Origin of the sequence: Actinobacillus genomosp. 2, assembly GCF_029773605.1 — a bacterium.
Taxonomy (GTDB): Bacteria; Pseudomonadota; Gammaproteobacteria; order Enterobacterales; family Pasteurellaceae; genus Actinobacillus.
On sequence record NZ_CP103807.1, the window covers coordinates 189,032 to 208,724 of the forward strand.

The following is a 19,693-nucleotide window of genomic DNA, read 5'->3' on the forward strand; positions in this document are numbered from 1 at the left end:
GAATTTTGCAAATTTTTTGCAGAATTTGACCGCTGCCTTATTGTTCTAATTAAGTATCGTATAACGGCTTAAAAATGATTTAGCATCAAGGCATAAATACAAGGAGAAAAAATGAAACGAATTTTAACCGCACTTTTATTGGGAGTAGCAACGATGGCACAAGCTGGATACCGAATGAGCCTATTTGAACTCACGGTCAAACCAGAACAACAGCAAGCGATTGATGCGGTGGGCAAGCACAATCTTGGCACGTCAATTCAAACCGAAACTGGCATGTTGGCAATGTTCCATACCGTGAAAAAAGATGAGCCAAGCAAAAATGTGATTTTGGAAATTTACCAAGATGAAGCTGCTTATCAAACACATATCAATGCGCCACATTTTAAACAGTTTGTTGAAGTTGCTAAAACTGCAGTAACTGATCGTAAAGTCGAGCCACTAAATTCGCAAATTTTATTGGAAAAACAACCGCTTGCAACATTTGAAAACGGTGATTATCTCATTAACTTAGCTGAAGTGAGCGTGAACTCCGCACAAAATGAAGACTTTAAAGCGATTGTTTTAGATGAGATGAAACAATCAATGGCAAAAGAAAACGGCGTGATTTTAATGTACGCAGCTACACTCAAAGACCAACCGAATGAGTGGCGCTTTTTTGAAATCTATGCGAATGAAACCGCTTACCAACAGCACCGTAACACACCGCACTTTCAAGCCTATTTAAACCGCACTCAGCTAATGTTGGAACGTAAAAATGTTAAGACTTTAGTCGGTAAAACATTAGTTAGTAAAGGTCTGTTTAAGTAAAAATTGACAATTTTTGTTTTCCGAAAATAGTCGTTAAAGTGCTTGATCTCCGTACCCAACTCGCCTACATTTATAAATCTTTGTATATAAATAGTACAAATGGTAAAAAAATGGGGAAATTTAACCGCTTGCAATAAATAATTATTGAATAATTTTGCATATTTATGCAAAATATCCCTATTCAGATGTACAGGACATCTTTTAAGAAGATTAAAGAAGCGAAAAGGAACACAATATGGCACTTTGGGGTGGACGTTTTAAACAAGAAGCTGATGCAAAATTCAAATTTTTTAATGACTCATTACGTTTTGACTATCGTTTAGCATTACAAGACATTGATGGCTCAATCGGTTGGGCGAAAGCAATTACTTCGGTTGGCATTTTAACCGAGCAGGAACACCAACAATTAGTGGTGGCGTTAAAAGAATTACGTGCGGAAATTGAGCCGAATATTGCAATTATTTTACGTGATGATGCGGAAGATATTCATAGCTGGGTTGAATCAAAACTGATCGAAAAAGTCGGTGATTTAGGTAAAAAACTCCACACCGGTCGTAGCCGTAATGACCAAGTGGCGGTGGATATGAAAATGTGGTGTAAAGTACAAGCGGTCGTCTTACAAGAGCGTATCCGCAATTTACAACACAAATTGGTCGAAACCGCCGAAGCCAATCAAAATGCGGTCATGCCGGGCTACACCCATTTACAACGTGCACAGCCGATTACTTTTGCTCATTGGTGTATGGCGTATTATGAAATGTTAGAACGTGATTTCAGCCGTTTAACCGATGCTTATAAACGGATGCACACTTGCCCGTTAGGTTCAGGCGCATTAGCCGGCACGGCGTATTCAATCGATCGTGATGCACTGGCGCAGGATCTCGGTTTTGCGATTGGCACACGTAATAGCTTGGATTCGGTTTCGGATCGTGATCATGTATTAGAACTGCTTTCAACAGCTTCGATCAGTATGGTGCATTTATCACGTTTTGCGGAAGATCTCATTTTCTTCAATAGTGGTGAATCGGCGTTCTTGGAATTATCGGATCGTGTTACTTCAGGTTCTTCATTAATGCCGCAAAAGAAAAATCCGGATGCGTGTGAGCTAATTCGTGGTAAATCAGGTCGTGTTTTCGGTGCATTATCAGGCTTGCTCACCACCTTAAAAGGCTTACCGCTTGCATATAATAAAGATATGCAAGAAGACAAAGAAGGCATTTTTGATGCGATGGAAACTTGGCAGGCTTGCTTAGAGATCGGGGCATTAGTGCTGGAAGATATTAATGTGAATGTGGAACGTACCCGTGAAGCGGCACAACAAGGTTATTCAAATGCAACTGAACTTGCGGACTACTTAGTGGCGAAAGGTATTCCGTTCCGTGAAGCACATCATATCGTGGGTGAAGCGGTAGTTTATGCGATCAGCAAACGTGAACCGTTAGAAGCATTAAGCGTGGCGGAATTTAAACAGTTCCACCCAGTAATTGATGAAGATGTTTACCCGATTCTTTCGTTAGAATCCTGTTTAGAAAAACGTAGTGCGAAAGGCGGGGTAAATCCGGAACGTGTACGTGAAGCGATTGAAGCGGCTAAAGTAAATTTAGGTGCTTAATTGAATTGATATTTGGATAAGAACAAGCGGTCTGATTTGGTAAAATTCTTGCAAAATCAGACCGCTTGTTTATTTGTAGCCCACGCACGGCAATTCTCTTTTATTCTGTGTATTCAGTGTTTTCCGTGGTTCAGAATAATATCTAAATTCGGCTACCGTGTTCCACTTTAACGTGGCTGGCGTGGTCGATTTCTTGGTTATTGTAATCGGATTTAAAGCCTTTTAAATAAACACGAATATGATTTTCTCGGGCGGTAATATTGGCGAAATCTTCAATTAATTCCAATACGTCCGAAGCGATATAAGAGGTGCGAGAGGCATCAATAATCACTTTGGAATTCGGGCGAATATTTTTTAAGGTCTTTTTAATTGCCGCTTTATTTAAGAAAGAAACCTCTTCGGAAAGTTGCATTTTGATGTAGCTTGCGTCTTCTAATTCTTCACGGCTTAAGTAGTAAGCTCGTTTCATATTACCTTGTAATAAAAAGATAATACTAATTACCAAACCCAATCCGACACCTTTGAGTAAATCAAATGCCACTACAGCTGCAGCCGTTGCGACAAATGGGATAAATTGATAAATCCCTTTATGCCAAAAGTGTTTAAAAATCGTTGGACGAGCTAATTTGTAGCCGACCAAAATTAATACTGCAGATAAAGTGGCTAATGGAATTCGATTTAAAATTGTTGGAATTGCTAAAACACACACCAACAGTAAAATACCGTGAATAATACTCGAGAGCTTATGAGTTGCACCGGCATTAGCATTGGCGGATGAACGTACAATTACTGCCGTAATCGGTAAGCCGCCTAATACGGAAGAAACGATATTGCCGACTCCTTGGGCACGTAATTCCTGATTGGTGTCAGTAATACGGCGTTTGCTGTCTAAACGGTCAGCGGCTTCAATTGATAATAAGGTTTCAATTGAGGCTACAATCGCCATTGTCGCTCCAGTTACCCATACGATAGATGAACTAAAACCGGCAAAATTCGGAAAACGGATCAGATCACGCATTTCAGCCCAAGATTGCGGAATAGGTAATTGCACTAACTGTGAGCGAGGAATTGCTAGCGAGCTATCCATACTAATAAATATTTGATTAAGGCAAATACTGATAATAACGGCGATCAATGCTGAAGGAAGCAGTTTAATTTTTTTTAGCATGGGAGAAGAATCCCAGCCTAACATTAGTAATAGTGAAAGTAAGGCAATGCTGAATGAGCCTAAATGTATGTTAACAAATGACTGACCGATTTCTTGGAAAAATTGCTTATTTCCCAAGGCATACGGCAGTTGCGAGAAAATAATTAAAATACCGATACCGGCTAACATCCCTTCAATGACTGCTACCGGAATATAGTTAGTAATACTGCCGGCTCTGACAAAACCGAGGATAAGCTGAAAAATACCGGCAATCATACCGGCACATAAAAATAGTTCAAACGAACCTAATTGAGTTACCGCAGCGAGTACGATAGCAACTAAACCTGCAGCTGGTCCGGCAACACTAATATGAGAGGTACTTAATGCACCGATAACAATGCCGCCAATGATGCCTGATACAATACCGGAAAGCGGAGGTGCGCCGGAAGCAAGAGCAATACCTAGACATAGTGGTAACGCAACGAGAAAAACAACAAGGCCTGAGGCAAAATTTTGTTTAAGTAAATGTATTTTATTTTTTTCGGAAGTCATCTTGAGTACCAATTTTTAGTATGTCATGTTATCGGCTAAATATTGTGCCAATAAGTAAATATTCTACGCTTTTTATTCTGATAATCTTTGGCTTATATCAGAGATTTGAAGAATTATTTTACGCTTTATCCTAAATTCTTGAAAAAAAGACCGCTTGTATAAAAATTTTTGTCAAAATGGCGAGTTAAGATTGCAAAACAGGCATTACATCTTTAAACTTCCGAGTAATTTTTTGTAATTTTTTAATCAAGAGCATCGTTATGACCGAATCAACAACGCCTAAGCAAGAAAATCAAGACATTCACTCGTTAGGACAAAAGCTAAGAGCTGCACGTGAGTCTTTACATTTAAGCATTGAGGATGTGGCGAAAAAAACCAATCTGAAAAAGTCCCATATTGAATCTTTAGAGAACGATATTTTTATTCTGCAGAATGTTGCCCCAACTTTTGTGCGTGGTTATGTGCGTAATTACTTACGTTTCTTGCATTTACCAGAAGAATTGGTATCAAGTGTCAATTATGGTGAAGTGATCATTCCTAAAGAGGCAGTAAAAACATCTTCAGCAAAAGTCGTACAAAAATCACAAACACAATGGGTTAAATATTTAACGATTCTTGTATTACTCGGTGCGATAGGTATGACATTACTATGGTGGTGGCAGGATTATCAAAAAGAGCAAGAAACTAGAGAGCATATCGTTAGCACTACTGCAATGCCGTTAGAAAACAATACGACAACAGTACAAACTCCTCCAGCTACTGAACCAGTCGTAAATAATAGTGTTCAACCGGTTACAACAGCTGTACAGCCTGTAGAAGCACCAAAAACTGAGACTACTCCAGTGGTTCCGACAACTGAAAATACAGCAGCGGTAACAACAGAACAGCCAATAGCCACAGCTACAGAAACGCAAGCTGAGAATGTCAATGTATTACAACAGTCTTCAGCAGAAAATGCAACAGAAGCCCAACCGGCAGCAGTAAGCAATGACGAGTTAAGAATTGAAATTACCGGTAAAGAAAGCTGGATTACGGTAAAAGGTGCAAAAAACAAGAAAAGCCTAGCGGAGAAATTATATGCTAATGGCGAAGTGCTTACTTTTAATGGTAATGAACAATACCGTTTAACCATTGGTGCGCCGGCAAATGTGAAACTTTACTATAAAGGTCAAGAAGTACCATTAAAAATTGATGGTCGTGTTGCCCGTATTAAATTACCTTTAGCACAATAAGGATTGGAAATGTCAGCTCATCAATCTCCAATTAAACGTCGTGAATCGAAAAAGATTTGGGTCGGTAATGTTGCAGTCGGCGGTGATGCACCGATTTCCGTGCAATCGATGACAAATACTCGTACAACAGACGTAGAAGCAACGGTGGCTCAAATTCAAGCACTTGAACGTGTTGGTGCCGATATCGTCCGTGTTTCGGTACCGACAATGGATGCGGCGGAAGCCTTTAAAGTCATTAAACAACAGGTAAATGTCCCACTTGTAGCAGATATTCATTTTGATTATCGTATTGCATTAAAAGTGGCGGAATATGGTGTCGATTGTTTACGTATCAACCCGGGTAATATTGGTAATGAAGAGCGTATCCGTGCTGTGGTTGACTGTGCGAAAGATAAAAATATTCCAATTAGAATCGGTGTAAATGCCGGCTCACTTGAGCGTGATTTACAAGAGAAATACGGTGAGCCGACTCCACAAGCGTTATTAGAATCGGCATTACGTCACGTAGATATTTTAGATCGTTTTAACTTTGAGAATTTCAAGGTAAGTGTAAAAGCCTCCGATGTGTTTCTAGCGGTTGAATCTTACCGTCTTTTAGCAAAACAAATTGTCCAGCCATTGCATTTAGGTATTACTGAAGCAGGTGGTGCAAGAGCCGGTTCGGTTAAATCTGCAATTGGTTTAGGATTACTGCTTTCAGAGGGTATCGGCGATACATTACGTATTTCACTTGCCGCGGATCCAGTGGAAGAAGTTAAAGTCGGTTTCGATATTTTAAAATCGTTACGTATTCGTTCTCGCGGTATCAACTTTATCGCTTGCCCGACTTGCTCACGCCAGGAAATTGATGTGATTGCAACGGTAAATGCGTTAGAACAACGTTTGGAAGATATCTTAACACCGATGGATGTATCGATTATCGGCTGTGTGGTAAATGGCCCGGGTGAAGCACTTGTATCAGATCTCGGTGTGACCGGTTCTAATAAAATGAGTGGCTTCTATCTTGATGGCGTTCGCCAAAAAGAGCGTTTTGATAATGAAAAACTCATTGACCAATTAGAAGCAAAAATTCGAGCAAGAGTTGCCGAGCAACATAATCGAATTCAAATCGAACAAATTTAAGTTTAGTCACCACGGGTTATATGAATTTTACGGAAATTGTAGAAAATAAGCGGTCAATTTTCTGCAAAAATTTACTTGCCGTATTTATTTGTATTGTCCGTGGTTTTAGCGTAATAAAAGGAAAATAAAGTGGCTAAAAATATTCAAGCAATCCGTGGGATGAACGATTGCTCCCCAACAGAATCACCATTATGGCAGTGGATTGAAAATAAAGTACGTAATGTATTAGCCGGTTATGGCTATTCTGAAGTGCGTATGCCAATTGTAGAAAGTACACCGCTTTTCGCACGTGCGATTGGCGAAGTAACGGATGTGGTTTCAAAAGAAATGTACACCTTCTGGGATAATGACGAACAATTAACACTTCGTCCGGAAGGAACGGCTGGTTGTGTGCGTGCAGCGATTGAACGTGGCTGGATCTACAATAATGAACAACGTTTATGGTATATGGGACCAATGTTCCGTCACGAGCGTCCACAAAAAGGTCGTTATCGCCAATTTCACCAAGCAGGTGTAGAAATTTTCGGTATTCCAAATCCGGAAATTGATGCGGAATTAATTATTCTTACGGCACGTTTATGGAAAGAATTAGGTATCGATCAACACGTTTCTTTACAACTAAACTCAATCGGTTCGCTTGAAGCTCGTGCGAATTATCGTTCGGCATTGGTAAAATTCTTGGAAAATTATACCGCTTTAATGAATGATGAAGAAAAGGAACGTTTAGTAAAAAACCCGTTACGTATTCTTGATACTAAAAATCAAGCGTTACAAGAAGTCCTCAATGATGCACCGAGATTATTAGATTACTTAGATGATGACAGCCGTGAACATTTCACACAACTTTGTAGTTTATTAGATGCAATGGGCATTGCTTATGAAGTAAATCCAAAGCTGGTACGTGGTTTAGATTACTACAATAAAACTGTATTTGAATGGGTAACTTCAGCATTAGGTTCGCAAGGTACGGTCTGTGGTGGCGGTCGCTATGACGGCTTAGTTGAACAGCTTGGTGGTCATGCAACGCAAGGCGTTGGCTTTGCAATGGGTTTAGAGCGTTTAGTGCTACTTGTTCAAGAAGTGAATAAAGAGATTAGCTTACCGAAAGCCGTTGATGTGTATGTAGTTTATTCAGGCGAAGGTGCTACTTTAAATGCGTTCCAAATTGCTGAGCAAATCCGTAGCGAATTACCGCAATTACGCGTGATGACACATTGTTCCGGCGGTAACTTTAAAAAACAATTTAAACGTGCGGATAAAGTAGAAGCACAAATTGCGTTAGTTATCGGTGAAAGCGAAGTGGCTGAGCAAAAAGTGGTGGTAAAAGATCTGCAAAGCGGTGCAGAACAGGTTACTATTGCACAAGCGGATTTAATTTCAGAACTGACAAAACGTTTTTAAATTAGGAAAAATGAATGAGTAACGAATATTTAAATAAAACGGAAGAACAGCAGTTTGAAGAAGCAAAAAGCTGGTTTAAAGAAAACGGCACACCAATTGTTGTAGCGGTTTTTATTGCTTGTGCAGCAACTTTCGGTTGGAATTTTTGGAAAAATCATCAGTTAGAAACAGCACAACAAACTTCAGTAGCTTACCAAAATGTTATGGAAAGTTATTTGCAAGATCCGACTAAAAATGCACCGCTTGTAGAAAAGTTTATTAGTGAAAATAAAGACTCAAGCTATGCGGTATTTAGTCAATTAGAATCCGCTAAACAAGCGGTTGAAAAAGCTGATTTTGCGACGGCAAAAGTGATTTTACAAAATACGATGACTTCAACCTCTGATGCCACTTTACAGACATTGATTCGTTTCCGTTTGGCTATGATTGATTATCAGCTAAAAGGTTATGATGATGCACTTGCAACATTAGGTCAAATAACAGATCCGGTATGGGAACAACGCAAGCTAATGTTAACCGGCGATATTTTGGTGGCTAAAGGCGATAAGACATCTGCAAAAGGTGTTTATGAAAAAGCGAAAAGTATAGCATCAAGTCAAGATAAATTACTGATTGATGTGCGTTTAAATAATCTATAACGAATAGGGCTGTAAAACAGCCCTATTTTTTTATATAAACACTGATGTTGTAATTTATATTTTACATAAATGCTTATTTTAACTTAGAATAAAGCAGTTTTTATTATATATGGAGGATGTATGATGAATACACAAACCGTTTCAAATTTTTTTAAACAAGAGCTTTCCGGCTGGAAACCTTTTGAAGTGATTTGGCTTGTTGTTTTTATTGCTGCCCAAGTTTGGGCTTATGTACAAGCACCAGATTCTATTTTGGCAATGATTTCAGGGATTGCCGGCATTATCTGTGTTGTATTGGTCAGTAAGGGAAAAGTGAGTAACTATTTATTTGGTTTAATTTTTGCTTACACCTACTTTTATGTCGCGTGGGGAAATAATTTTATCGGTGAAATGAATAGCGTGCTTTATGTATATTTGCCGGCACAATTTATCGGTTACTTCGTATGGCAAGCGAATATGCAAAAAGATAGTCAAGGTGGCGGTGCAGTTATTGCGAAATCTTTAACTGTCAAAGGGTGGATTGTATTATTGGCAACAATTGGTATTGGTACTTTTCTCTTTATTCAAGCACTTAAAGCGGCAGGCGGTAGTTCAACCGGTTTAGATGGTGTGACCACTATCACCACCGTAGCAGCACAGTTACTGATGATTTTACGTTATCGTGAACAATGGCTGTTGTGGATTGTGCTTAATATGTTATCTATCGCTTTATGGGCGGAAACACCAGCGATGTATTTAATGTACGCTGCATATTTGCTTAACTCGCTTTATGGCTTTTATAACTGGACGCAATTAGAGAAAAATGCTCATCGCTAATATTCTTAGCTAGCTAATAACAAGCGGTCTAATTTGCAAAATATTTTACAAATTAGACCGCTTTATTTTTACTATGAGCCTAAAAGCAAATTATGATTTTTCTCTTGCTACGGCACGGTAGCCAATATCTCGGCGATAGAAACGACCTTGCCATTGAATTTGTTCGGCAAGTTTTAATGCTTTTTGCTGGGCTTCAAATACTGAGTTACCTAATGCTGTTGCACATAAAACACGGCCACCATTTGTCACTAATTTGCCATCTTTTTGCTCAACACCGGCAAGAAAGACTTTCTGTGATTGTTGTGCTTGAGTAGGAATACCGCTGATTTCATCGCCTTTACGATAATCGCCCGGGTAGCCTTCAGCAGCTAATACGATACCTAATGCAGCTTGTTCACACCATTTCGATTTAACCGTATCAAGTTTTTCGTCACAAGCCGCTAAACAAAGTTGTACAAGATCTGATTCTAAACGCATCATAATTGGTTGTGTTTCCGGATCACCGAAACGACAGTTAAACTCAATCACTTTCGGTTGTCCGTTCGGCATAATCATTAAGCCGGCATAAAGGAAACCGGTATACGGATTCCCTTCCGCTGCCATACCTTGCACGGTTGGGTAGATCACTTCTTGCATCACACGATTGTGAATTTCCTGTGTGACAACAGGTGCCGGTGAATAAGCACCCATACCACCGGTATTTAAGCCTTGATCACCTTCACCGACACGCTTGTGATCTTGACTAGTTGCCATTGGCTCAACGTTTTTACCGTCTACCATCACGATAAAACTGGCTTCTTCACCGTCTAAAAATTCTTCGATAACTACACGGCTACCGGCTTCGCCGAATGCGTTGCCCGATAGCATATCTTTGACCGCTTCTTCTGCTTCTTCAAGCGTCATCGCAACAATTACACCTTTACCAGCAGCCAAACCGTCCGCTTTGATCACAATTGGTGCACCTTTTTGTTTTAAATAAGCAAGTGCTGGCTCAACCTCGGTAAAATTTTGATATTCAGCAGTTGGAATTTGATGACGAGCTAAGAAATCCTTAGTAAATGCTTTCGAGCCTTCTAACTGTGCTGCAGCTTGAGTTGGACCAAAGATTTTTAACCCATTTGCACGAAATGTATCAACAACCCCAATAACGAGAGGAGCTTCAGGACCAACAATGGTTAGTCCAATTGCATTTTCTTTAGCAAATTGCACTAAGGCGGTCAAATCTGTGGCAGAAATTTCAACATTCTCAATCCCTTCTTCAAGCGCGGTGCCTGCATTACCTGGTGCGACAAACACCTTTTTGACTAAAGGCGATTGACGTACTTTCCAAGCTAAAGCGTGTTCACGACCACCGTTACCGATAATTAATACATTCATTTGGATTCCTTATAAATTAACAAAAGCAAACGTTTGCGTATTGTACTAGAATATTGAAAAATACTGAACTATATATTCGTCTTTTTATCAGGTAAAACCTATTTTTGTATTAATGTGATTAATCACATTCTTACATTGGCTTGATTAACGATAAATTCTGCTTGCAAAAACAACAAATTTACGTATAATTGCGATGCTCAGTCACATCTGTTTTTAATCCTTGCTTCCACAAGCTGGTGACTGGCTAAAGTTGGAGGCTGCTAACCCGTAAGGATAGTCAATGCGTCACTACGAAATCGTTTTTATGGTTCACCCGGACCAAAGCGAACAAGTACCAGCAATGATTGAGCGTTACACAGCATCTGTAAAAGAAGCTGGCGGTCAAGTTCATCGCTTAGAAGATTGGGGTCGTCGTCAATTAGCATACCCAATCAACAAACTTCACAAAGCACACTACGTGTTAATGAATGTAGAAGCACCTCAAAGTGTAATCGACGAGTTAGAAACTAACTTCCGTTATAACGATGCAGTTCTTCGTAACTTAATCGTTCACACTAAAGCGGCAGTAACTGAAGCGTCACCAATGGTGAAAGCGAAAGAAAGCAAAGTTGCTGAAGCGGTAGCTGAAGTTGAATCAGAGGAAGTTGGCGAGTAATTCGCCGATTGATAATTGTTTAATTTTAAGTGGCTCTGTTGCTTCAATAATTAAACAAAGCCGAAATCCATTAGGGGTTCCGAGTTATCGTTTTTGGCTTGAGCATCGTTCAACCCAAATCGAAGCAAATTTAGAACGTCAAGCGTGGTGTAAAATCCAAGTGATTTTAAACGGCAATCAATTTAGTTTAATAACCCAACAAATAAAGCTCGGCGATAAAATTAGAGTTCATGGATTTATCCATACTCACAAAGACTATAATGGTTTAAACCAATTAGTCCTTCATGCCGAACATATTGAATTTATAGATCAGGAGAAGCCAAATGGCACGTTATTTCCGTCGTCGTAAGTTCTGCCGTTTCACAGCGGAAAATGTTGTTGAGATCGATTACAAAGATATCGCTACATTAAAGAACTACATTTCTGAAAACGGCAAGATTGTTCCTAGCCGTATCACTGGTACTCGTGCGAAGTATCAACGTCAATTAGCTCGCGCAATCAAACGCGCTCGTTACTTAGCGTTACTTCCATACACTGACAATCATCAGTAATAGAGAGGTCGAGTACAATGCAAGTTATTTTATTAGATAAAGTTGCTCACTTAGGTTCTGTGGGCGATCAAGTAACTGTTAAATCAGGTTTTGCACGTAACTTCTTAATCCCACAAGGTAAAGCAGTTATGGCAACAGCAGCAAATATCGCTCACTTCGAAGCACGTCGTGCTGAATTAGAAGCTAAAGCGGCAGCAGCATTATCAGCAGCACAAGCTCGTGCAGCTAAAATTGCTGAAATCGCAGCAGTATCTGTATCTGCAACAGCAGGTGACGATGGCCGTTTATTCGGTTCTATCTCAGCAAAAGATATCGCTGATGCATTAACAGCAGCAGGCATTGAAGTAGCTAAATCTGAAGTTCGTTTAGGCGAAGGTCCACTTCGTACAACTGGCGAACACGAAGTTAAAGTTCACTTACACCCTGAAGTAAATGCAGTAGTTACAGTAAACGTAGTTGCTGAATAATTTATAAAAGTAATTCTTAAATACCCAGCCAATCGCTGGGTATTTTTTTATCTCGTATTAAACTTTATCTTCAAAAGGGTCTATTAATTCTTATTAAATAGAATTCCTATTTAATATACTTATTTATTTCTCGTATATTAGACGTTTGATAACGTATTCTAATTATACTCAATCAAAACTTATAGATAATGTATTTATTGTCACGGGAACATCCGAAATTATGTAGCAAATGCACAAAGAGGTTAATCTGTTTCAATAATGTAGGGGCAAATTGCATTCACCCGAAAAAATTTATGATGAATATCATAAGGACGAACACAGTTCAGCCCTACAAATAAATTTTTGTGCAACTGCTATATAATGCTGGGAATATCAAATTTTACTGATTAAAAGAATAAAATCTCTAATTATTTATGGGCTTTTAGGAGAAGAATTTAAGTATGAAAAAAGGCTTTAATTTATAATTAAAGCCTTTTGTTAGATTGAACTAAAGTGAGTTAAAGAAAATCACTAAAATAATAATCGGAATCACAAATTTCACGTAATTAAACCAAATTGTGGTAAAGGTTTTCCCTGCACCTAATTCAGCTTTAGCTTCGTCTTTCAGGATAAATCCTACAAAAATTGCACTACCTAATGCGGTGAGAATAAATAATATATTACCGCTGATATAGTCAAATGCATCAAAAATACTTTTATCTATGATTCGGATATTCTGCCAAATATTATCTCCTAAAACTGACGGAATATTTCCGATCAGAAAAATGGTTGCTAATGTTACCGCAATCGCTTTTTTACGGCTCATATTTGTTTTTTCTTGTAAAGCGGTAATAATTACTTCATAAATAGTTAATGAGGTTGTAAGTGCTGCTACAACTAATAAGCTAAAGAAGATAATTGCGAAAACAGTTCCGCCCCACATATTAGAAAATACGATTGGTAGGCTTTGGAATACTAATGTTGGTCCTGAATTTGGTGCAACACCAAAACTAAATAAGGATGGGAAAATCATAAAACCGGCAAGTACAGCTATGAGTGTATTCATAATACCGGTAATCGTTGCTGTTTTAACTAGATTTTCATTCTTATCGAGATAACTTGATAGCGTGATAAGCACGCCAAAGCCTAAACTTAATGCAAAGAATACTTGCCCTAATACAAAAACAAAGAGTTTTGGCGTGATTTTTGAAAAATCAGGCATTAAATAAAAAGAGATACCTTCAGCTGCTCCAGGTAGTGTGACATTACGGATTACCATAACAAGTAAGAAGACAAAAAGTAAGGGCATAAGGTATTTCACGGAACGTTCAATACCATCTACAATGCCTTTAACTAAAATAAAATAGTTAACTAATACAAAAATTGAAGTATAGCCAATAATAGCTAAAGGACTATTTTGGATACTTTCTTTGTAATATGAAGCAGTAGTTTCAACGCTGATCGGACTAGATAGATCTAAAGAACCGCTTACTAAGCTACCGATATAATTGAGTACCCAGCCACCTAATACCATATAGTATGCCAAAATGCCAAAAGCACCGAGCAGCCCCATATAACCTAAGATTTTCCAACCGGAATGAATCGCTTTACCATTTGCAGTCCCTCCAAAGGCATCAATCGCATTTACTTTAATACGACGTCCGATAACATTTTCAACTAATATCATTGGGATACCAATTACGATCATCGCTACACAGAAAAGAAAGACATAAGCACCGCCGCCGTTTTCTCCAACAAGGTAAGGAAAACGCCAAGTCGCTCCAAAACCGACAGTTGCACCGGCAACGGTCATTACATAAGCCAATCTGTTTGACCAAGATTGGCGTTCTACAGGTTTATTTGCCATTATTACTCCTAAGTCAGGCTGTTATCCGCTGATATGTAAGCGGTTAAATTTTTAGAAATGTTTGTAAATTAAGAGAAAAGTGCGAATAGTTCGTTAACTTTGATACGAGAGTTAGCATTTTGTCCGATAGAACGTTGAACTTTAATTTTTTTTATTTTCGCACCTTGGTATATTTTCCGAGTGAAAACCGTATCATGGTTTGAAATGAGTACAGGTATATTATTTTGTTGAGCCTGTTTGGCTAATTGTGCCAATTTCTCTTGTTGAGAAAGGGTAAATCCACCTCCAGCATAGTGTGTAAAATTACTCTCTTGTTGGAGAGGTGCATAAGGTGGATCACAATATACAATATAATTGTCTGGATTCTGATTTAAGTAAGCAAAAACTTGTTCAAAATCAGCACAAATAAATTCGGCTTTCTGTGCTTTTTCCGCAAAAAAGCGTAATTCATTTTCGGGGAAATAATGGGTTTTATAAGCACCGAAAGGTACGTTATATTCGTGTTTTTGGTTATAGCGACAAAGTCCATTAAAACCAAAGCGGTTCAAGTAAAGAAATAGCACAGATCGTTTGAAGGGATCCGATGAAACATTAAATTCCTGACGACGAGCGTAATAGAAATGATCTGTATTGGCTTCTGGGGATAAAAAAAGTGAATGAACCGCTTCAATATAATGCTCCACATTATATTTAACGGTATTAAACAAGTTAACTAAATCAGGATTGATATCCGCAAGTAAATAGCGTTCATAATCTGTATTGAGAAATACGGATCCCGCTCCCACAAAAGGCTCAACGAAACAAGCCCCCTGAATAGGCTTAGGGGGCAAATGTTTACGAATTTCAGCAGCTAGGCGATATTTTCCCCCTGCCCACTTTAAAAAAGCTCTTTTATTATTCATTAAATTAACGCTGAGTAAATCGTTCAATTGCTGCTAGAACTTGTTGCTCCGATGCTTGAGATGTGACATAAGCATTACCTAATGATTTAAGTAGAATCAAGCGTAATTGCCCGTTTAATACTTTTTTATCTCGCCACATATACGGAAGGTATTCTTTAGGTTCCATTGTATCTGGAGATATTGTCGGTAACACCGCTTGTGCAAGTAATTTCTCTAAACGGGCAACATCCTGTTCAGATAAATGACCTAAAATACGAGATAATTCAGCCGCTTCTAACATACCGACAGCAACAGCTTCGCCATGTAACCAATTACCATATCCCATATGAGCTTCAATAGCGTGACCAAACGTATGTCCTAAATTAAGTAAAGCACGATCACCTTTTTCTGTTTCATCGCGTGCCACAACATCTGCTTTAAGTTGGCAACAGCGTTGGATACAAAATTCTAAAGCATCTTTTTGTAAGGATACTAGATTATGAATGTGTTGTTCTAACCATTCAAAGAATTGAATATCAAAAATTGCACCGTATTTGATTACTTCAGCAAGACCAGCACTTACTTCACGCTTAGGCAATGTCTGTAACGTATCCGTATCAATAATCACTGTTGCTGGTTGGTAAAATGCACCAATCATATTTTTACCGAGAGGATGGTTAACAGCCGTTTTACCTCCTACAGAAGAATCTACTTGAGCTAACAAAGTTGTGGGTATTTGAATAAAACGGATGCCTCGTTGATATGAAGCAGCAGCGTAACCGGCAACATCACCGATAACGCCGCCACCTAATGCGATAAGTGTCGTATCCCTATTATGATTTTTTTCTAATAAAGCGGTGAAAATCATATTCAGGGAGTCTAAAGTTTTATATTTTTCTCCATCGGGAATAAGCACGTAGTCAACGTGGCAACCAAGTTTTTCCAGCGTATCCTGAACAGCGGCAAGATAATGTTCGGCAATTGTTGGATTTGATACGATCATTACTTTATCACCCGATTTTAATGGGGCATAACTTTTCGGCTCACTTAATAAACTTGAACCGATAATAATCGGATAACGACGTTCTTTTAATTCAACATTTACTTGTAACATTTCTTACCCCTTGTGATTACTGTAAATTATCAATTAACTCAATAATATGAGTTGCAACAACTTTTGCACTTTGTTCATCGGTTTGTAGTGTAATGTCTGCGATTTCTTCATACAAAGGATTACGAATTTGTGCTAATTCTTCCAATGTTTGACGCGGATTGTCTGTTTGGAGTAACGGACGTTTTTTATCTCTTTGTGTTCTTTCAAATTGTTTATCAACAGTAGTTTCTAAGTAGATAACAATACCTCTAGCTGATAATACATTGCGATTTCCCTTTGATAGAATAGAACCGCCACCAGTGGAAAGCACAATACCTTGATTTTGCGTTAATTCATTGATAATGCGTTCTTCACGCTTACGGAATCCTGCTTCGCCTTCAACATCAAAGATCCAATCAATATCAGCTCCGGCACGTTCTTCTATGACGTTATCAGAATCAATGAACTCCATACCTAGCATTTGTGCAAGCTGACGGCCAATGGTACTTTTACCGGCTCCCATAGGCCCTACAAGGAAAATATTACGTTTTTCTGCCATTTTTATTTCTTCTTAATATTCTAAATTTATACAACTATCAATTTGTGGAAAGAAAACGACCGCTGATGCTTAATTGCTTTATTTTTAGCAATAGCAAGCGGTCTGCTTTACGAAAAATGTTGCAAGCGTGCTTTTTCGGTTGAGTTAAATCGTATTAAATACCACAAATTGCCCAAAGATAATTAGGCAAGATTATCGCAAGAAATCATACCTAATTTCAACCTTATAGGGAAAGAAACCCTAAAATTTTATAAATTATTTTAGAATAATTCAAAGCTCCCTGGAGAATTTAGTAACTCTTTTGGCGGTAATCCTAATCGTTGCTCTAAATGTGGTTTAGAACCAGGTTTTATGTCTGAGCTTGTCTTAGGCTTCGTTGATTGAGGTACTTTATAGGCTTTTTCCACGATATATTTTTTAGTCGGTTCGGTGCCTTTAATAAAGTACTCAGTTAAATTGTTACCAAGAAAACCACTATTGGCGTCAATTTTTACTTCAATAATATTAGGTGGAGTGGCAATAACACGATCCTTTTTATCTGCAAGAGCGACCTTCATATATTTAGTCCAAGCTGGCATTGCCGTTTTTGCACCAGCCTCGCGTCTACCTAAATTTCGTTTATTATCATCAAAACCGACATAAACAGTAGTGACGATATTTGCCCCAAAACCCGCATACCAAGTGACTTTAGCATTATTCGTTGTACCGGTTTTGCCGCCAATATCCTTACGGCTTTTAAATTCATTGGCTAACGCTTTACTGGTTCCGTTCCAGCTCTGTCCTGGCTCACCATAAATCGCACTATTTAACATACTACGCATTAAGAATGCTAATTCACCACTAATGACTCTCGGTGCATATCGTACTTCGGTACTATTCTGAACGGCTTCAGTCATTAAACTTGGCACATTGGCTTTGACAGAAGATTTGATTTCAGGCTCACCTTCACTTTCTGCCGGATTATCATCACTTTCGTTGTTATCTTCAGTATCTTGAGCAGAAATGGCTTGAATTTGTGCTTCATCGTGAATTTTTACGCCATCGAAATAATCCGGCTCAGGATATTTCACGGGTAAATTACATTCTAAACAGGCTATTGCAGGGTTCGCTTTAAATAATTCATTGCCTTGATTATCTAAAATACGCTCTATGATATAAGGTTCAATTAAATATCCGCCATTATCAAAAACGGCATAGCCCCTTGCCATCTCTAATGGCGTGAATGATGCAGCACCTAATGCCAGCGCTTCGGTTGCAACAAATTGATCTCTATTAAATCCGAAACGTTCTAGATATTCAGCAACATAATCTACCCCAGCCATTTGCAATGCTCGGATCGCGACCATATTTTTAGATTTACCTAATGCGACGCGTAAACGTAATGGACCTTCATAGCGGTTATCCGCATTTTTAGGTGTCCATGGTTTTTGTCCTCGTTTAGTGATAGTAATAGGAGAGTCACTTAATGTTGTAGAAAGACTTAAACCTTTATTCATTGCAGCAGCGTAAATAAACGGTTTAATTGACGAACCTACTTGTACGAGAGATTGAGTTGCACGGTTAAAGCGGCTTTGTTCAAAGCTAAAGCCACCGACAATTGCTTCAATTGCACCATTATCGCTATTTAACGAAACTAATGCTGAATTTACTTCCGGAATTTGACCGAGAATCCATTCTTTTCCATTTTTAGCTTTACGAATCCAAATTTGCTCGCCTACGTTAAGTTTAATTTGTCGTCCGAAAACCGCATTAGATTTAGGTAATTCATCTTTATCACCGTTCGGTAATAAAAGGGTATAACTATTTTTGTCGATACCAACAATTACAGCTCCGGTAAAGGGATCCGAATTAGGTAATTTACTGAGATGCTCAATAATTTTTTCATCATCCCAAGCATTTTTACCCTTCCAAAGTTTATCAGCACCACGCCAACCATGACGCATATCATAATTAATTAGGTTTTCTTTTAACGCATCTTGTGCTGCTTTTTGGTCGGTAGAGAGGACAGTCGCATACACTTTAAAACCGTTATTATATGCTGCATCTTCACCATAACGTTTTACCATTTCTTGACGAATCATCTCGGTAACATAATCAGCTCTAAATTCTAAAGCCGTACCGTAGAATGTTGCTTTAACTTCCTCTGCTTTTGCTTGTTCATATTGTTGTTGCGTAATTTTCTTGACTTCCAACATTCGACCTAAGACGACATTACGGCGGTTTTCAGCACGTTTTACCGAATAAAGAGGGTTCATTGTTGAAGGTGCTTTTGGTAAACCGGCTATAATTGCTATCTCTCCCAAGGTTAATTGGTCAAGATTTTTACCAAAATAAGTTTTTGCTGCGGCAGCAACACCATGAGAACGATAACCTAAATAAATTTTATTTAGGTAAAGTTCAAGAATTTCATCTTTGCTCAGCACTTTTTCGATTTCTAGAGCAAGAATAGCTTCTTTTAATTTACGTTCAAGATTACGCTCAGGTGTTAAGAAAAAGTTACGAGCTAATTGCTGAGTTATTGTACTTGCACCCTGAGTATCCCCTTGACTGGAACGCCAAATCGCACGTGCTATTCCTTTGGGATCGATGCCTTTATGTTCATAAAAACGGACATCTTCGGTTGCAATGATTGCATCGATCAATGTTTGAGGAATATCAGCCAATTTAACAGGAATACGACGTTGTTCGCCTACTTCACCAATCAACTTGCCGTCAGCAGTAAAGATTTGCATAGGTTGCTGCAATTCCACCGTTTTTAAACTGGATACATCGGGTAAACTTTCTTTGATATGAATATAAGTAATACCTGCTGCTACACCACCTAGAATCAGCAGTGAAAGTAAAGCACTAAGTATTATTTTTGCGATCTTCATCGAAAAATTCTCTTTTGGTAAATGACGAAATTGAAACTTATCGCCAAGATATAAACACAATTAA

The 19,693-nt window shown here is 38.5% G+C and carries 18 protein-coding genes; 11 read left to right on the forward strand and 7 right to left on the reverse strand.

Annotation, left to right across the window (positions count from 1 at the left end; all coding sequences use genetic code 11):
- The first annotated feature begins 111 nt into the window (after positions 1–111).
- Both NYR60_RS00915 and argH read left to right on the forward strand, forming a co-directional pair.
- Positions 112–807, forward strand: a complete 696-nt coding sequence (locus NYR60_RS00915) for a putative quinol monooxygenase (RefSeq protein ID WP_279467201.1) — start codon at positions 112–114, stop codon at positions 805–807.
- Between the two features lie 235 nt (positions 808–1,042).
- The gene (argH, locus tag NYR60_RS00920; protein WP_005612607.1) at positions 1,043–2,419 is read left to right on the forward strand and encodes an argininosuccinate lyase; all 1,377 of its coding nucleotides are present in this window, start codon (positions 1,043–1,045) and stop codon (positions 2,417–2,419) included.
- A gap of 142 nt (positions 2,420–2,561) precedes the next feature.
- On the opposite strand, the gene NYR60_RS00925 is transcribed toward argH, so the two are convergent.
- Entirely contained in the window at positions 2,562–4,118 is a 1,557-nt protein-coding gene (locus NYR60_RS00925) for a SulP family inorganic anion transporter (RefSeq protein ID WP_279467202.1), read from the reverse strand.
- 260 nt (positions 4,119–4,378) lie between these two features.
- Here NYR60_RS00925 and NYR60_RS00930 point away from each other — a divergent pair, with 260 nt between their 5' ends.
- The 5 genes from NYR60_RS00930 to pnuC all read left to right on the forward strand — a co-directional run bounded on the left by NYR60_RS00930 (position 4,379) and on the right by pnuC (position 9,327).
- Positions 4,379–5,350: a RodZ domain-containing protein gene (locus NYR60_RS00930; RefSeq protein WP_279467203.1), complete on the forward strand. Its 972-nt coding sequence runs from the start codon at positions 4,379–4,381 to the stop codon at positions 5,348–5,350.
- 9 nt (positions 5,351–5,359) lie between these two features.
- The gene (ispG, locus tag NYR60_RS00935) at positions 5,360–6,472 is read left to right on the forward strand and encodes a flavodoxin-dependent (E)-4-hydroxy-3-methylbut-2-enyl-diphosphate synthase (protein WP_279467206.1); all 1,113 of its coding nucleotides are present in this window, start codon (positions 5,360–5,362) and stop codon (positions 6,470–6,472) included.
- Positions 6,473–6,601: 129 nt separating this feature from the next.
- Positions 6,602–7,873 carry a histidine--tRNA ligase gene (gene hisS, locus NYR60_RS00940; RefSeq protein WP_279467208.1) on the forward strand — a complete coding sequence of 424 codons (1,272 nt, stop codon included), beginning with the start codon at positions 6,602–6,604 and terminating at the stop codon, positions 7,871–7,873.
- Positions 7,874–7,887: 14 nt separating this feature from the next.
- Positions 7,888–8,511 carry a YfgM family protein gene (locus NYR60_RS00945; RefSeq protein ID WP_279467210.1) on the forward strand — a complete coding sequence of 208 codons (624 nt, stop codon included), beginning with the start codon at positions 7,888–7,890 and terminating at the stop codon, positions 8,509–8,511.
- A gap of 123 nt (positions 8,512–8,634) precedes the next feature.
- Positions 8,635–9,327: a nicotinamide riboside transporter PnuC gene (gene pnuC / locus NYR60_RS00950; RefSeq protein WP_279467989.1), complete on the forward strand. Its 693-nt coding sequence runs from the start codon at positions 8,635–8,637 to the stop codon at positions 9,325–9,327.
- A gap of 90 nt (positions 9,328–9,417) precedes the next feature.
- Here the strand turns inward: pnuC and purD are convergent, their stop codons facing one another.
- A complete protein-coding gene (purD, locus tag NYR60_RS00955; protein ID WP_279467212.1) occupies positions 9,418–10,704 on the reverse strand; it encodes a phosphoribosylamine--glycine ligase in 1,287 nt (428 codons plus the stop codon).
- 280 nt (positions 10,705–10,984) lie between these two features.
- On the opposite strand from purD, the gene rpsF reads away from it, so the two are divergent.
- Genes rpsF through rplI form a run of 4 tightly spaced genes read left to right on the forward strand, consistent with a single transcriptional unit; the run spans position 10,985 to position 12,377 of the window.
- Entirely contained in the window at positions 10,985–11,359 is a 375-nt protein-coding gene (rpsF, locus tag NYR60_RS00960) for a 30S ribosomal protein S6 (RefSeq protein ID WP_279467214.1), read from the forward strand.
- On the forward strand, positions 11,334–11,708 hold the full coding sequence (gene priB, locus NYR60_RS00965; RefSeq protein ID WP_279467217.1) for a primosomal replication protein N: 375 nt from the start codon (positions 11,334–11,336) through the stop codon (positions 11,706–11,708). Before rpsF ends, priB begins: the two co-directional genes overlap by 26 nt.
- On the forward strand, positions 11,683–11,910 hold the full coding sequence (gene rpsR, locus NYR60_RS00970; protein ID WP_005705387.1) for a 30S ribosomal protein S18: 228 nt from the start codon (positions 11,683–11,685) through the stop codon (positions 11,908–11,910). The genes priB and rpsR overlap by 26 nt, the downstream gene beginning before the upstream one ends.
- Before the next feature lie 17 nt (positions 11,911–11,927).
- On the forward strand, positions 11,928–12,377 hold the full coding sequence (gene rplI, locus NYR60_RS00975) for a 50S ribosomal protein L9 (RefSeq protein ID WP_279467218.1): 450 nt from the start codon (positions 11,928–11,930) through the stop codon (positions 12,375–12,377).
- 487 nt (positions 12,378–12,864) lie between these two features.
- Here the strand turns inward: rplI and NYR60_RS00980 are convergent, their stop codons facing one another.
- The 5 genes from NYR60_RS00980 to NYR60_RS01000 all read right to left on the reverse strand — a co-directional run bounded on the left by NYR60_RS00980 (position 12,865) and on the right by NYR60_RS01000 (position 19,629).
- Entirely contained in the window at positions 12,865–14,223 is a 1,359-nt protein-coding gene (locus NYR60_RS00980) for a sodium-dependent transporter (protein WP_279467219.1), read from the reverse strand.
- A 68-nt stretch (positions 14,224–14,291) separates the two neighbouring features.
- Entirely contained in the window at positions 14,292–15,125 is an 834-nt protein-coding gene (locus NYR60_RS00985; RefSeq protein ID WP_279467990.1) for a Dam family site-specific DNA-(adenine-N6)-methyltransferase, read from the reverse strand.
- 4 nt (positions 15,126–15,129) lie between these two features.
- On the reverse strand, positions 15,130–16,218 hold the full coding sequence (aroB, locus tag NYR60_RS00990; RefSeq protein ID WP_279467220.1) for a 3-dehydroquinate synthase: 1,089 nt from the start codon (positions 16,216–16,218) through the stop codon (positions 15,130–15,132).
- A 16-nt stretch (positions 16,219–16,234) separates the two neighbouring features.
- Entirely contained in the window at positions 16,235–16,756 is a 522-nt protein-coding gene (gene aroK, locus NYR60_RS00995; RefSeq protein ID WP_279467221.1) for a shikimate kinase AroK, read from the reverse strand.
- Positions 16,757–17,016: 260 nt separating this feature from the next.
- Positions 17,017–19,629, reverse strand: a complete 2,613-nt coding sequence (locus NYR60_RS01000; RefSeq protein ID WP_279467222.1) for a penicillin-binding protein 1A — start codon at positions 19,627–19,629, stop codon at positions 17,017–17,019.
- Positions 19,630–19,693 lie beyond the last annotated feature (64 nt).